Genomic DNA, 13807 nt, shown 5'->3' on the forward strand with positions numbered 1-13807 from the left:
AGTGAGCGGCGAGGGAGGCGCCTGGGAGCGGAACCGCGTTCTGCTCTCGGACGCCTCGTTCGCCGTCGGCTCGGTGTGCTTCGCGCTCGCCGCGCTTCCATCGATCGCCGAGGCACTAGGCGCCGTGGTCACGAACGTCGTCTTCGTGATCGGTTCGATCTTCTTCACGGTGGGAGCCGGGCTGGCGCTCGGCCTCCCGAACCGCAGCTCGTCGGTCATCCAGTTCGTCGGCACACTCTTCTTCAACGTCAGCACGTCGCTCGCGCTCGCCGCGGCCGTGCCGGCCGGAGCCGCGGGAGGGACCGGCTGGCGCCCTGACGCCTACGGCTCGACGTGCTTCCTGGTGTCGAGCGTGCTCGCCGTGGTCGCGCTGGCTCGGCAGCACGCCGGCGCCCGGGATACCACGGGAGGCTGGCTCAACCTGGTCGGCTCCGTGCTGTTCGGGTTCGCCGCCGTCGGTGCGTTCGAGCCGCCGGGCACCGACGCGCTCCTCAGCCCGTTCTGGACCGGGGTGGGTACCGTCGGCGGGGCGCTCTGCTTCCTGGCGGCGGCGCTCCTCGGCCTCGTTCCGCGTCCGCGGGCTCGGGCTCAGCGTGCGGCGACCGTCTCGAAGTAATACCCCGCAGCGAAGTCCTCCAGCAGGGTCGGGTGCGTCGGCTGCCACCCGTAGCGTTCGCGGGTGATCGCGCTGGAGGCCGGGATGTCCATGCCGAAGAAGCGACCGATCCAGCCGAAGTGCGCGTCGACGTCCTCGGGGGCGATCGACTCGACGGGGAGGCCGAGGCCGGCTCCGATCGCCTCCGCGATCTGGCGGGTCGGGATGCCCTCCTCGCTCACGCCGTGGACGCGTGCTGCCGGTGTCGCCTGCTCGAGCGCGAGTCGCACGAGGTGCGCCGCATCGAGCCGGTGGACCGCCGGCCAGCGGTTGCCGCCGTCTCCGACGTAGCCGGCGACGCCCTTCTCGCGGGCGACGCGCACGAGCTCTGCGCTGAAGCCGTGGTCGCCCGGGCCGTGCACGGTCGGCGCGAACCGCAGGGCGACCGGACGCACGCCGCGATCGGCGTACTCGAACGCGAAGGCCTCTCCGCCGCCGCGGGGAGCGTCGGCGCCGACGTACGGGGAGGGCACGTCTTCGGTCAGCACCTCGCCCGGACGCGCGACGATTCCGGACGCGAACAGGAACGGCCGGTCGGAGCCCGCGAGCTCGTCGCCGATGGTGGCGACGACGGCGCGTTCGGTGCGGCCCGCTCCCGCGTAGTCGGAGAAGTCGTGCTTGAAGCCGAGGTGGATGACAGCATCTGCGGCTGCGGCGCCCGACCGGATGCTCTCCAGGTCGTCGAGCGAGCCGAGCACCGGCGTGGCGCCGGCCGTGCGGATGCGCTCGGCGGAGGCGTCGGAGCGGGCGAGGCCGGTCACCTCGTGACCGGCGGAGACGAGTTCGGGGACGACGGCGGATCCGATCCAGCCGGATGCTCCGGTGACGAAGACGCGCATGGGAATGACCTCCAGAGTCGGTGGTGCTCACATTGATGTCAGTGACTGTCGTCAGTGACTGACATCACGATACCACTGATGTCAGAACGTGTCATCACTGTTCGGGAAGCCGCTACACTTGCCGGGTGGGACGCTGGACACCGGACGCGCGCGGCCGCCTTGCACAGGCGGCCATCGAGCTGTACGCCGAGCGCGGCTTCGAAGGCACCACGGTCGCCGACATCGCCGAACGCGCCGGCGTCACCGAACGCACGTTCTTCCGGCACTACGCCGACAAGCGCGAGGTGCTCTTCGCCGGGTCGTCGGCGCTGCAGGAGGCCGTGCTCGCGGCGATCGCCGCAGCCCCGGACGACGCGCCGCCGTTCGCTGTCGCGGCCGCCGGGATGCGTGCCGCCGCCGCGCTCATCGACAGCGGCGGAGGCGACTTCCCGCGCAGGCGTTCGGCGGTGATCGCGGCGAACCCGAGTCTCCAGGAGCGCGAACTGCTCAAGCTGGCGTCACTCGCGTCGGCCAGTGGAGAGGCGCTACGCGCCCGCGGCGTCGCCGAGCCGGCGGCCAGCCTGGCGGGCCAAGCGGCGGTGGGCGCCTTCCATGTCGGCTTCGCACAGTGGATCGCCGGGCCGGCCGAGGCGACGCTCACCTCCCACGTCGACGCCGCCCTGCGCACGCTGCCGACCCTCGCCTGACACCGGCGCCGAGCGCGCCCGCAGAGCACGCCGTCGCGCCGGCAGAGCACGCCGTCACGGCGCGTCCTGCCGGCTCGTCGTCCTCAGACGAGCGCGGCGTCGATCGCGGCGAGCTCGTCCGCGGTCAGGGCGGGGCCGTGGAGGGCGCCCAGGTTCTGCTCGAGCTGCGCGACACTGCTCGCACCGATGATCGCCGACACCACGACCGGCTCGCGCAGCACCCACTGCAGCGCCAGCTGCGCGAGGGTCTGGCCCCGGCCGGACGCGATGCCGTTCAGCGCCCGCACCTTCGCCAGCACGTCGTCGGTCAGGTCGGACTCGTGCAGGAACACACTCGTGACCGCTCGCGAGCCCTCCGGCACGCCGTTCAGATAACGGTCCGTGAGCATCCCCTGGGCGAGCGGAGAGAAGACGATCGCCGCGGCGCCCGCGCGGTCCACGGCCTCCAGCGTGCCGTCCTCCACGTGTCGGTCGAACATCGAGTAGCGCGGCTGGTGCAGCAGCAACGGTGTGCCGGCGGCGGCCAGCAGCGCAGCCGCCGCCTCGGTCTGTGCCGGGTCGTAGTTCGAGATTCCGGTGTAGAGCGCCTTGCCCTGGCCGACGGCCGTCGTCAGCGCGCCCATCGACTCCTCGAGCGGGGTCTCCGTGTCGGGGCGGTGGTGGTAGAACACGTCGACGTAGTCGAGACCGAGCCGCGTCAGGCTCTGGTCGAGCGACGACAGCAGGTACTTGCGCGAGCCGAAGTCGCCGTACGGACCGGGCCACATCAGGTAACCGGCCTTGGTGGATACGACGATCTCATCGCGGTAGGCGCGCAGGTCGGTGGCGAGGATGCGACCGAAGAACTCCTCGGCGGCTCCCGGAGGCGGACCGTAGTTATTCGCGAGGTCGAAGTGCGTCACACCGAGGTCGAACGCGCGCAGCACGATCGCGCGCTGCGTGTCGAAAGATCGGGCGGTGCCGAAGTTCTGCCACAGACCGAGCGACAGCGGCGGCAGCTGGAGTCCGCTGCGCCCGGCGCGGCGGTAGGTCATCGAGTCGTAGCGGGCGGGGTCGGCGACGAAAGCTGGGGGCATGGGCACCAGCCTAGGGCGCGCGGTCGGCACTACCTTTGTCGTGTGAGCGGGGCGACGGGAGGCCGGATCGCGCGGGTCGCATCGCGCGTGTCCACGATGGAGCTGCTGTTCGACCTCGTCTTCGTCTTCACGATCGGCCAGCTGACCGCTGTCATCGTGACCGACCCCGGCGTGGAGTCCGTGCTCCGCTCGGCGGCGATCCTCGCCGTCGTCTGGTGGATGTACGACGCCTTCGCGTGGCTCACCAACCAGGCGGTGCCCGACACCGCGGCGGTCCGCCTGCTGTTGATCGCGGCAATGGCGGCCTTCCTCGTGCTGTCGCTCGCGATCCCCGACGTGTTCACCGGCTCGGGCATCCTCTTCGGAGTCGCGTATCTGGCGGTGGTCGTCATCCACGCCGGACTGTTCATCGCGCGCGGTGGTCGCGAATCGGTGCGCGTGATGCTGCACGTCGGCCCGCTCAACGTCATCGCCGCTCTGCTGATCATCGCCTCCGGGTTCGCGACCGGCTGGCTGGAGTGGGCGCTGTTCCTCGCGCCGCTCGTGCTCTTCCTGGTCTCGGGGCTCGTCGCCAGGGCCGACCCGTTCGCGATCTCCGCGTCGCACTTCGTCGAGCGCCACGGTCTCCTCATGATCATCGCGTTCGGCGAATCGATCGTCTCGGTCGGGGCCGGGCTGACGGCCTCCGGGATCTCGGCGCAGGTCGTGCTCGGCGCGATCGCCACCGTCGCGATGGTGGCCGCGCTCTGGTGGTGCTACTTTTCGGGCGATGATTCCCGGGCCGAGCATGCACTGGGGTCGCTCCCGCGCCGCGGCGGCACGACGCTCGCGCTCACCGCGTACTACCTCGCGCACTTCGTGATGCTATTCGGCCTGGTCGGGGTCGCTGCGGGCCTCCATCTCGCCCTGGAGGATGCCTTCGCCCCCGCGTCGCCCGCCGCATCGTTGCTGCTCGCCGGCGGCGTCGCCGTCTACCTCGTCGGGGACGCCGAGTACCGGCGCGAGCTCCGGCTCGGTCCGTGGGGGTTCCGGTTCGCCGGCGCGGCAGCGAGTCTGTGTGTCGGCCTCCTCGCCGCGTGGATGGTCCCCAGGAGTGCTGGCGGACTGCCAGGGCTCGCGCTGATCGGCGCGCTCCTCGCCGTCGTCGTGCTCGTGCTGGTGGCGGAACGGCCCCGGCGCACTGAGAGGCAGGGCCAACGTCGGCGCCCCTGAGTAGCATGCGTGCCATGGACACCATCGAGTGGCTCCTCGACTCCGATCCGAGCATCCGCTGGCAGGTGCTGCGCGATCTGGCCGGTGCGTCCGACGAGACCGTCATCGCCGAACGTGACCGCGTGGCCACCGAAGGCTGGGGCGCGCACCTGCTCGACCTGCAGGGTCCGGACGGCACCTGGGACGGCGGCGTCTACCGCCCGGGCTGGGCGCAGGAGGACCGGCCGTTCTTCGACGCGTGGACCGCGACCCACTTCGTCCTCCAGCAGCTCGTCGCGTTCGGCGTCGACCCCCGTCACCCGCGAGCCATCGAGGCCGTGTCGCACGTGCGCGACCACGTGCGCTGGGATCACGCGGGCGAACCGTACTTCGAGGGGGAGACCGAGCCCTGCATCAACGGCGTGGTCCTCTCGGCCGCGGCCTACTTCGGGCAGGACGGTTCTCGCGTCGCCGCCACGTTGGCCGCCGATCGGCTGGGCGACGGCGCCTGGAACTGCTGGGCCGAGTACGGCGCCCGGGTGTCGTCGTTCCACACGACGATCTGCGCGGTCGAGGGACTCGCGGCCTGGGTCGCGACCGGGCGCGCCGACGATGCGGCGGCCGACGCCCTGCTGACGGGCGAGGAGTACCTCCTCGAGCGCCGGCTCTTCCGCCGGCTGACCACGGGCGCCGTCGCCGACCCGCGGATGACCCTGCTGAGCAATCCGGTGCGCTGGTTCCATGACATCCTGCGCGGGCTCGAACACTTCCGCACCGTCGACCGCAGGGACCCCCGGCTCGAGGAGGCCGTGGAGCTGCTGCGGTCGAAAGCCGACGCCGACGGCCGCTGGAACCTGGAGAACCGGCACGAGGGTCCGGTCTGGCTCGACTTCGGCGACAACGAGGGCATGCCGAGCCGCTGGGTCACGCTGCGCGCCCTGCGCGTCATGCGGTGGTGGGATGCCGCCTCTGGGGGCTGAACGTCGCCGCGGGGCTCACGCCTCGACCAGCGGCTCCTTCGGTAGGCGGCGCACCTTCTGGCGGCGCTTGCGGCGGTCGGGGATCATCGACCGCATCTCCTCCAGCTTGCCGAAGCAGAGCAGACGGTCGCCTGCCTGAAGCTCGACGCCGCTGCGCGGGTTCGGGATGACCGTCGCGCCGCGGTGCAGGGTCAGCACTGTGATGTCGCGGTCCCAGAGGCCGGACTCCTTGATCGTCTTGCCCACGAGGTCCGCGTTGCCGTGCACGAGCAGCTCGGCGACACCGTAGCCGCGGGAGACGCTCAGCCGCTGGCGCACGTCGATCTCGGGGAAGGCGACCTGGTTGTCGATGAAGTCGATGATCGCGCCGGCGACGTCGAGTCCGGTGGCGCGCTCGATGCCTTCGAGGCCGGGGGAGGAGTTGACCTCCATGACCAGCGGGCCGTCGTGCCCTTCGAGCATGTCGACGCCGGCGACGCGGAGGCCCATGATCTGCGCGGAGCGCACGGCGGCCTCCTCGTACTCGGGGGTCAGCTCCACCTTCTCGACGGTGCCGCCGCGGTGCACGTTGGAGCGGAACTCGTCACCGCTCGCCACTCGGCGCATCGCCGCGACGACCCGGTCGCCGACGACGAGGGCGCGGATGTCGCGGCCGCGGCTCTCCGCGATGAAGCTCTGGATGAGCACGTTCTGCTTCGTCGAGTGCAGGGTCTCGACGATCGACTCCGCGATCTTCGCCTCCGGCGCGAGGATGACCCCGATGCCCTGGGTGCCCTCCAGCAGCTTGATGACGACAGGCGCGCCGCCCACCTGCTCGATCGCCATGCGCACGTCGGCGCGGCTGTTCACGAACGTGGTCGCCGGCATCCCGATGTTGTGGCGGGAGAGGATCTGGTTGGCGCGCAGCTTGTCGCGGGAGTTGGTGATCCCGTTGGCCGTGTTCGGGGTGTACACGTCCATCTGCTCGAACTGCCGCACGACGGCGGTGCCGTAGTACGTGATCGAGTTGCCGATGCGGGGCAGCACCGCATCGTAGTCCGACAGCAGCCGGCCGCGGTACTGCAGGTCCGGCTCGTCCCCGGAGAGGTCGATCGCGAACCGCAGGGTGTTGAGCACCTTGACCGTGTGGCCGCGATCCCGCGCGGCGGCACGCAGGCGCTGGGTCGAGTACGCGTGCGGAGCGCGGGAGAGGATGGCGAGCTTCATCGATGGATCCTGCAAAGATAGGGGGATGGCCGGTGACCTCCATTCAAACACCCTGGTGGTGGGGTGGCGTGAATGGGCGAGCCTGCCCAGCATCGGCATTCCGTGGATCAAAGTCAAGATCGACACCGGGGCGCGCAGCTCGGCGCTGCACGCGTTCGATCTGGAGGAGCTGTCGGGTGACCGCGTGCGCTTCACGGTGCACCCCTGGCAGGACGCCGACACCGACGCCACCATCGTCGAGCGCCCCATCCACGACCGCCGGGTCGTCCGCAGTTCGTCCGGCCACACCGAGGAGCGGATCGTGGTGCTCCTGGAGCTGTCGCTGGGCAAGGAGGCCGTGCTCGCCGAGACCACCCTGAGCAACCGCGACCAGATGGGGTTCCGCATGCTCGTCGGCCGGGAGGCCCTCCGCCAGGGCTTCGTCGTCGACCCCGGCCGGTCGTTCCTCGCGGGGCGGGCGCCGCGGGAGGTGCGCCGCCGCAACCGCGGGCGCTCGGTGTAGCGGGTGGTTCGCACCGCCGTCTCGTTCAGCCGCGGCCTCGCGCTGCTGGTGGCCGCGACGTTCTTCATGGAGAACCTCGACGGCACGATCATCCAGACCGCCGCGCCGACCATGGCGCGCGAGTTCGGGGTCGCCCCCGCCGACGTGAGCGTCGCGATGGTCGCGTACCTTCTGGCCGTCGCCGCCGGCATCCCGGCGACCGGCTGGCTGTCCAGGCGTCTGGGCATCCGTCCGGTGCTGATCACGGCGATCATCGTCTTCACCGTCGCGTCCCTGCTGTGCGCGTTCGCGCCCTCCCTCACGCTGCTGACCATCGCCCGGGTGCTGCAGGGCATCGGCGGCGCGCTCATGGTGCCGGTCGGCCGGCTCGCGGTGCTGCGCGACATCGACCCTGTCGACCTTCTCGACGCGATCGCCTATCTGACCTGGCCCGCCCTGATCGCGCCGGTGATCGCCCCCGCGCTCGGCGGCATCCTCTCGGACACGATCGGGTGGCGCTGGATCTTCCTGATCAACCTCCCGCTCGGGCTCGCGGCGTTCGTCGCGGGACTCGTGCTGGTGCCGCGCACGTCGCGGGAGCCGGCGCTGCGCTTCGACGGGCGGGGCTATGCCGCGATCGCGCTCGCGCTGGTGCTGCTGACCGCGGGGGCGGAGGGGCTGAGCGCCGAGGACGCCCGGTTCCAGCTCGCCGGCGGGGCCGCGATCCTGGTCGCGATCGCCGTCGGCTGGGTCGCCATCGCCTCCTCGCGCGGCAGGGAGCACGCGCTTTTCGACTGGAGCGTTCTGCGCCTGCACTCCTTCCGCGCCGGCAACATCAGCGGCGGCGTGTACCGCATGATCATCACGGGGGCGCCGTTCCTCTTCACGCTGCTCTTTCAGCTCGCCTACGGGTGGAGCGCGACGGTCGCGGGTCTCACGGTCATCGCGATCTTCGTCGGAAACCTCGCGATCAAGCCGTTCACGACACCGCTCATCCGGAGGTTCGGCTTCCGCACCGTGCTGATCTGGTCGAACCTGCTCGGCATGCTGGTGCTGGCCGCGTTCGTCGGCATCGGGCCCGCCGCACCGCTTCCTGTGCTGCTCGGATTGCTGGTGGCGAGCGGCGTCTTCCGGTCGATCGGCTTCAGCGCGTACAACACGCTGCAGTTCGCTGACGTCGAGGCGACGGACACGAACAACGCGAACACGCTCGCCTCCGCACTGCAGCAGGTCGCGACCGCGCTGGGCCTGGCGGTGGTGGCGGTGTTCGTGCGCGCCTCCACCGCGGTGTCGGAGGGCGTCACCGGTTCACCGCTGCCGGGCTACCACTGGGCGTTCGCGCTCGCGGCGGCTCTGCTGCTGATCCCGCTCGTCGGCGCCGTGCTGCTGCCGCACGACGCGGGCGCTCGCGCCACCGCCCGCCGCTGAGCGCCGCCACCCCGAATAGACCGCCGAGGGGCACGTCGTTGTCCCTTTCGGCGCTCGAGGGGGACAACAACGTGCCCTTCGGCGGAGAAGTTCAGCGGAGGCGCTCCTCCTCCTGGCGTTCGAGGCGGTCCTTCTCGGCGTCCTTCGCCTCCTGCTCCTTCTGGATCTCCTCTTCGCGAGGCGTCTTGTTCGTCACGTCGCTCCTCCATCCTCTGTCGTTGGCAGGAGCCTACGCCGCCGCTTCCACCCCGACCAGGCCGCCGAGGGGCACGTTGTTGTCCCCCTCGAACGCCGAAAGGGACAACAACGTGCCCTTCGGGGATGGGGTGTGTGCTCAGGCGGGGCGCGGGCCGAGCGTGAGGTCGACGAGGCGCTCCGGGAGGCCGGGGTCGCGTGGCGTGCGTGCCAGTGCGCGCAGCATGATCGCGCCGATGAGCGTCTCGCTGACCTCGTCGACGGGGAGGTCGGCCCGCACTTCTCCGGAGTCGCGGGCGGCCCGGAGCCGCGGCGCGAAGAGCCGCGGGTCGGCGAGCGACTCGCGCAGCCGCTGGGCCACCTCGGCGTTCTCGGAGGCGGCCGCGATCAGGGAGCGGAACAGTCCTTCCCCCGTCGGGCTGTCGAGCACACCCTCCACCCCCGCGAGCCACGCGATGAGATCGGCGCGGAGGTCACCGGTGTCGGGCACGGCGAAGCGGTCGGGCAGCAGCATCCCCTCGAGGAGGCAGTCTGCGATCAGGGCGCTCTTGCCGGGCCACCACCGGTAGACGGTCTGCTTGCCGACGCCGGCGCGCGCGGCGATGCCCTCGATGCTGAGGTGGTCGTAGCCGCGCTCGGCGAAGAGCGCCGCCGTCGCCTCGAGGATGGCGACACGTGCCGCTTCGCTGCGCACCGCTCCCCGTCGACCTTCAGGCATGCTCACAGCCTACATACATTCAACGAGACGGACCGTTGCGTATTCTTTTCGCCGGGATGTCGAAAGGACCGCACATGGCCGAACTGCTCTACCGCCTCGGGAAGTTCTCGGCGCGCCGCGCCTGGACCGTGATCGTGGCGTGGCTCGCGGTGCTCGGCATCGCCGTCGTCGGCTTCCTCATCGGGTTCAAGGGCCTGACCACCTCCTTCGACATCCCCGGCACTGCGGCGGGCGCGGTGGTCGACGAGCTCACCCACAAGCTGCCCGACTACGCAGGAGCGTCGGGCACCGTCGTGTTCCGCGCCGACGACGTGTCGGCCCTCACCGACACGCAGAAGAAGGGCATCAGCTCCCTCATCGCCGGTGCCGACGGCCTCCCGGACGTCTCCGCCGTGATCGACCCGTTCTCCACGGAGGCCGAGCGCGCGGCGCAGCAGACCAAGGTCACCGATGGCCAGGCGCAGCTCACAGCCGGCCAGGCGCAGCTCGACGCGGCGAAGGCCCAGCTGACCGCGGGCCAGCAGCAGTTGGACGCCGCGAAGGCGCAGCTGGACGCGGCCCCGGCGGGGAGCATGCCGGCCGCGCAGCAGGCCGCCGCGCAAGCGCAGCTCGCCGCGCAGCAGAAGACCATCGACGACGGGCTCGCGCAGCTCGCCACCCAGCAGACGAAGCTCACCGCCCAGCAGAAGCAGCTCGATCAGGGCGCGGAGCTGCTGACACTCTCCAAGAACATCCGGATGGTCTCGTCCGACGGCTCGACCGCGCTCGTCAACGTCGCGTTCACCAAGCCGCGGCTCGAGCTCTCCGAGACCTCCAAGCAGGCGGTCATCGACCACTTCGAGTCCACGCCGATCGACGGCGTCACCGTGTCGTTCTCCACCGACATCGCCCAGGGCGTCCCGCAGATCGTCGGGGTCGGCGAGGCCGTCGGCGTCGTCTTCGCCGCGATCGTCCTCATCGTCGTGCTCGGCTCGGTCGTGGCCGCAGCGCTGCCGATCGTCACCGCACTCTTCGGCGTGGCGGTGGCGGCGCTCGGCTCGCTGGCGTTCTCGGGCGTCGTCGACATGGCCTCCGTCACCCCGGTGCTCGCGATCATGCTCGGCCTCGCCGTCGGGATCGACTACTCCCTGTTCATCGTCAACCGCCACCGCAAGCAGCTGCTGGAGGGCGCGGAGCCGCGGGAGTCCATCGGCCTCGCCAACGGCACCTCCGGCAACGCGGTCGTCTTCGCGGGCACCACGGTTGTCGTCGCCCTGCTGGCACTCAACGTCACCGGCGTGCCCTTCCTCGGCCTGATGGGAACCGTCGGCGCCATCGCGGTCGTGCTCGCGGTGCTGATCGCCGTCACCCTGACCCCCGCGATCCTCGGGCTCCTGAAGCTGCGCGTGCTCAGTCGCCGCGCCCGCGCCAAGGTCGGCCAGGTGCACCACGACGACACCGCGGCCAAGCCGATGAAGACCTGGCGCGCGGTGGTCACCGCGGTCGGCGCCGCCATCGCGCTGCTGATCGTCGCCATCCCGGCACTGTCGATGCGCGTCGGCCTGCCCGACGGCTCCTCCGAACCGGTCGGCTCGACGACGTACGAGGCGTTCACGGTCACCGAGAAGGCCTTCGGCGCCGGGACTACCGGCCCGCTGCTCGTCACGGCGACCGCGAAGGACGCGGTGGCGAAAGACGATGTCACCTCCGTGCAGCTCGACGTCGCGCGCGCCCTCAGCGAGCAGAAGGACGTCGTCGCCGTCGCGCCGATCGCGGTCTCCGACGACCGCACACTGTTCGCATTCCAGGTCGTCCCGGAGGAAGGGCCGAACAGCGTCTCGACGGAGAACCTCGTCACCGCGCTGCGCGGTCTGGCGCCGATCGATGGCACCTACCGGCTCGGCGTCTCCGGTCAGACCGCGATCAACCTCGACATCTCCGCGAACCTGGCGTCCGTGCTGCCGCTCTACCTCACGGTGGTCGTCGGGCTCTCGCTGCTCATCATGATCCTCGTGTTCCGGTCGATCCTGGTCCCACTGATCGCGACTGGAGGCTTCATCCTGTCGCTGTTCGCGACGTACGGCGCGATCACCGCCCTGTTCCAGTGGGGCTGGGGTGCCGACGCGCTCGGAATCCACACCGGCCCGATCCTGAGCTTCCTGCCGGTGATCCTGGTGGGGATCCTGTTCGGCCTCGCGATGGACTACCAGCTGTTCCTGGCCTCCGGGATGCGCGAGGCGTACGTGCACGGTGCGTCCGCGCGTCTCGCGGTCGTGAAGGGCTTCCGGGCCGGCCGTTCGGTGGTGATCGCCGCCGGGCTCATCATGATCTCGGTCTTCGGCGGCTTCATCTTCAGCGAGTCGACCATGATCCGCTCGATCGGATTCGGCCTGGCCTTCGGTGTGCTCGTCGACGCGTTCGTCGTGCGCATGCTGCTCATGCCGGCGCTGATGCACCTGCTCGGCCGTTCGGCCTGGTGGCTGCCGAAGTGGCTCGACCGCATCATGCCCAACGTCGACGTCGAGGGCGCAGCCCTGGAGCGCCGCCACCACGCGCCAGCGGCCGCGCCCGACCCGGCGCGCGTCTAGCGCAGTAGCCAACGGAGGAGGCCCGCGGTCGACACGCCGCGCGCCTCCTCCGTTACCTGCCGTTCCCGGGCGTGTCGCAGCCGATCTCCTCCGTTGGCGACGGGGCTATTCCCGCAGCAGCGACCGCAGTGTCGCGATCGTGTCCGCCTCCCCAGCCTCCTTGTCGTCGCGGTACCGCTTCACCCGCGCGAACCGGAGGGCGATACCGCCCGGATACCGGGTGGAGCGCTGCACGCCGTCGATCGCGATCTCGACGACGGTGGTCGGCGCGACCCAGACCGTGCCGGGGGTGCGGCGCACCTCGATGCGCTGGAACTCCTCCGTCTGCCAGCGCAGCAGCTCGTCGGTGAGGCCCTTGAACGTCTTGCCGACCATCACGAAGCCGCCGGGCTCGCCGAAGTCGCCGTCCGGGTCGCGCGCGCCGAGGTGGAGGTTGGACAGGAGCCCCCGCCGGCGCCCCGACCCCCACTCGCACGCGAGCACCACGAGGTCGTAGGTGAGCACCGGCTTGACCTTGATCCAGCTGGACCCGCGCCGGCCCGCCGCATACGGGGAGTCGATCGCCTTGACCACGACGCCCTCCTGGCCGGCCGCGAGCGCCTCCCGCGACACCCGCTCGGCCGTCTCGGGATCGTCGGTGACCTCCCCCGGGATGCGATACTCGCCGGCTACCCGCTCCAGCTCGTGCCGACGCACCGAGAGCGGCTCGTCGAGCAGGTCGCGGCCGTCGACGTGGAGGATGTCGAAGAACCAGGGATGCAGCACGGCTTCGCGTGCAGCCTCGGCGCCAAATCTCGACATCGTCTCCTGGAACGGCCGAGGCCCGCCGTCCTCGTCCAGCGACAGGGTCTCGCCGTCGAGGATGACGTCGCGCGCGGGCAGCCGGCGCACGATCTCCACGACCTCGGGCACCCGGTGCGTGATGTCGGCGAGGTTGCGCGTGAACACGCGCACGCTGTCGCCCGACCGGTGAACCTGGATGCGGGCGCCGTCGAGCTTGTACTCCACGGAGGCCGGCCCGGTGGTCGCGAGCGCGGCCGACGCCGACGCGGCGGTGGCGGCGAGCATCGGCAGCACCGGCCTGCCGACCTCCAGGCCGACGGCGTCGAGCTCGTCGGCGGTGCCGGTCAAGGCGATCACCGCGGTCTCGCCCAGATCGCCGGTGAGCATCGCGGCGCGACGGACGCTCGTGCCGGGGCGATCGGCCGCCCTCGCGATCGCGTCGATCAGCACGCCCTCCAGCGCTCCCGTGCGCATCTCGCCCAGGAGCACGCGGGCCAGGAGATCCTGTTCGCCCGCGGTGCCACGCGCCGCGAAGTCGCGGAGCGCTGCACTGCGGTCGCCCGCCGAGCCGGCGCCGCCCAGCGCGGCCAGCTCGCCGAGCAGCGCGTCGAGGTCGAGGACGGTCAGCGTCGCCTCGGCGGCGGGCTCACCCATCACGGCCGAGACGCCGCGCCAGCCGACGCCGACGCGACCCTGCCGCGGCTTGCCGACAAGGAACCCGACCGCCGGGGCGATCTCGTCCGGCTGCAGCTCGCCGAGCAGGCCCGCGAGCGCGTCGACCTTGGCCAGCCGCGACCGCGTGGCCGCGACAGCATCGAGTGTGGTGACTACCGTGTCGAGGAGCACTCCCTCAGTGTTCCACCGACCTCCGACGCCCCGACGCGTTTACGCCGCCGGCGTCGCCACCCCGCGCCGCGCGGTGGAGCTCAAGAGGGGCGCGAAGCGATCCTGCGACCCCAGCGCCGAGGGAGCCTGCGACCGAGGTTTCCAGCGCTCGTCATG

The 13807-nt window shown here is 71.2% G+C and carries 12 protein-coding genes; 7 read left to right on the top strand and 5 right to left on the bottom strand.

Annotated elements, in window-relative coordinates; all coding sequences use genetic code 11:
- Window position 1 precedes the first annotated feature (1 nt).
- Entirely contained in the window at window positions 2–616 is a 615-nt protein-coding gene (locus tag JNB50_RS04380) for a hypothetical protein (RefSeq protein ID WP_307794596.1), read from the top strand.
- Here the strand turns inward: JNB50_RS04380 and JNB50_RS04385 are convergent.
- A complete protein-coding gene (locus JNB50_RS04385) occupies window positions 589–1494 on the bottom strand; it encodes an SDR family oxidoreductase (RefSeq protein ID WP_208038859.1) in 906 nt (301 codons plus the stop codon). The genes JNB50_RS04380 and JNB50_RS04385 overlap by 28 nt on opposite strands.
- Before the next feature lie 125 nt (window positions 1495–1619).
- Here JNB50_RS04385 and JNB50_RS04390 point away from each other — a divergent pair, with 125 nt between their 5' ends.
- Complete coding sequence (locus tag JNB50_RS04390; protein ID WP_208038860.1) at window positions 1620–2180, top strand: TetR family transcriptional regulator; 561 nt, start codon at window positions 1620–1622, stop codon at window positions 2178–2180.
- An 83-nt stretch (window positions 2181–2263) separates the two neighbouring features.
- Here the strand turns inward: JNB50_RS04390 and JNB50_RS04395 are convergent, their stop codons facing one another.
- Window positions 2264–3256, bottom strand: coding sequence for an aldo/keto reductase (locus JNB50_RS04395; RefSeq protein WP_208038861.1), 993 nt, complete (start codon window positions 3254–3256; stop codon window positions 2264–2266).
- Window positions 3257–3298: 42 nt separating this feature from the next.
- Here JNB50_RS04395 and JNB50_RS04400 point away from each other — a divergent pair, with 42 nt between their 5' ends.
- On the top strand, window positions 3299–4468 hold the full coding sequence (locus JNB50_RS04400; protein WP_208038862.1) for a low temperature requirement protein A: 1170 nt from the start codon (window positions 3299–3301) through the stop codon (window positions 4466–4468).
- 14 nt (window positions 4469–4482) lie between these two features.
- Window positions 4483–5427, top strand: a complete 945-nt coding sequence (locus JNB50_RS04405; RefSeq protein ID WP_208038863.1) for a hypothetical protein — start codon at window positions 4483–4485, stop codon at window positions 5425–5427.
- Between the two features lie 15 nt (window positions 5428–5442).
- On the opposite strand, the gene rimK is transcribed toward JNB50_RS04405, so the two are convergent.
- The gene (gene rimK, locus JNB50_RS04410) at window positions 5443–6633 is read right to left on the bottom strand and encodes a 30S ribosomal protein S6--L-glutamate ligase (RefSeq protein WP_208038864.1); all 1191 of its coding nucleotides are present in this window, start codon (window positions 6631–6633) and stop codon (window positions 5443–5445) included.
- 25 nt (window positions 6634–6658) lie between these two features.
- Between rimK and JNB50_RS04415 the strand changes: the two genes are divergently transcribed.
- Window positions 6659–7135 carry a RimK/LysX family protein gene (locus tag JNB50_RS04415; RefSeq protein WP_208038865.1) on the top strand — a complete coding sequence of 159 codons (477 nt, stop codon included), beginning with the start codon at window positions 6659–6661 and terminating at the stop codon, window positions 7133–7135.
- A 3-nt stretch (window positions 7136–7138) separates the two neighbouring features.
- Window positions 7139–8542: an MFS transporter gene (locus JNB50_RS04420; RefSeq protein WP_208038866.1), complete on the top strand. Its 1404-nt coding sequence runs from the start codon at window positions 7139–7141 to the stop codon at window positions 8540–8542.
- Between the two features lie 334 nt (window positions 8543–8876).
- On the opposite strand, the gene JNB50_RS04425 is transcribed toward JNB50_RS04420, so the two are convergent.
- Window positions 8877–9455, bottom strand: coding sequence for a TetR/AcrR family transcriptional regulator (locus JNB50_RS04425; RefSeq protein ID WP_208038867.1), 579 nt, complete (start codon window positions 9453–9455; stop codon window positions 8877–8879).
- A gap of 74 nt (window positions 9456–9529) precedes the next feature.
- Between JNB50_RS04425 and JNB50_RS04430 the strand changes: the two genes are divergently transcribed.
- Window positions 9530–12022 carry an MMPL family transporter gene (locus JNB50_RS04430; protein ID WP_208038868.1) on the top strand — a complete coding sequence of 831 codons (2493 nt, stop codon included), beginning with the start codon at window positions 9530–9532 and terminating at the stop codon, window positions 12020–12022.
- A 105-nt stretch (window positions 12023–12127) separates the two neighbouring features.
- Here the strand turns inward: JNB50_RS04430 and JNB50_RS04435 are convergent, their stop codons facing one another.
- Entirely contained in the window at window positions 12128–13651 is a 1524-nt protein-coding gene (locus JNB50_RS04435) for an ATP-dependent DNA ligase (protein ID WP_208038869.1), read from the bottom strand.
- Between the last annotated feature and the right edge of the window lie 156 nt (window positions 13652–13807).

Source organism: Leifsonia sp. TF02-11 (assembly GCF_017565305.1).
GTDB lineage: Bacteria > Actinomycetota > Actinomycetes > Actinomycetales > Microbacteriaceae > Leifsonia.

Bases quoted from the DNA above. Each gene is read 5' to 3' on its own strand.
- JNB50_RS04385 (WP_208038859.1), bottom strand. From the start codon at position 1,494: ATGCGCGTCTTCGTCACCGGAGCATCCGGCTGGATCGGATCCGCCGTC.
- JNB50_RS04395 (WP_208038861.1), bottom strand. From the start codon at position 3,256: ATGCCCCCAGCTTTCGTCGCCGACCCCGCCCGCTACGACTCGATGACC.
- JNB50_RS04405 (WP_208038863.1), top strand. From the start codon at position 4,483: ATGGACACCATCGAGTGGCTCCTCGACTCCGATCCGAGCATCCGCTGG.
- rimK (WP_208038864.1), bottom strand. From the start codon at position 6,633: ATGAAGCTCGCCATCCTCTCCCGCGCTCCGCACGCGTACTCGACCCAG.
- JNB50_RS04415 (WP_208038865.1), top strand. From the start codon at position 6,659: ATGGCCGGTGACCTCCATTCAAACACCCTGGTGGTGGGGTGGCGTGAA.
- JNB50_RS04425 (WP_208038867.1), bottom strand. From the start codon at position 9,455: ATGCCTGAAGGTCGACGGGGAGCGGTGCGCAGCGAAGCGGCACGTGTC.
- JNB50_RS04430 (WP_208038868.1), top strand. From the start codon at position 9,530: ATGGCCGAACTGCTCTACCGCCTCGGGAAGTTCTCGGCGCGCCGCGCC.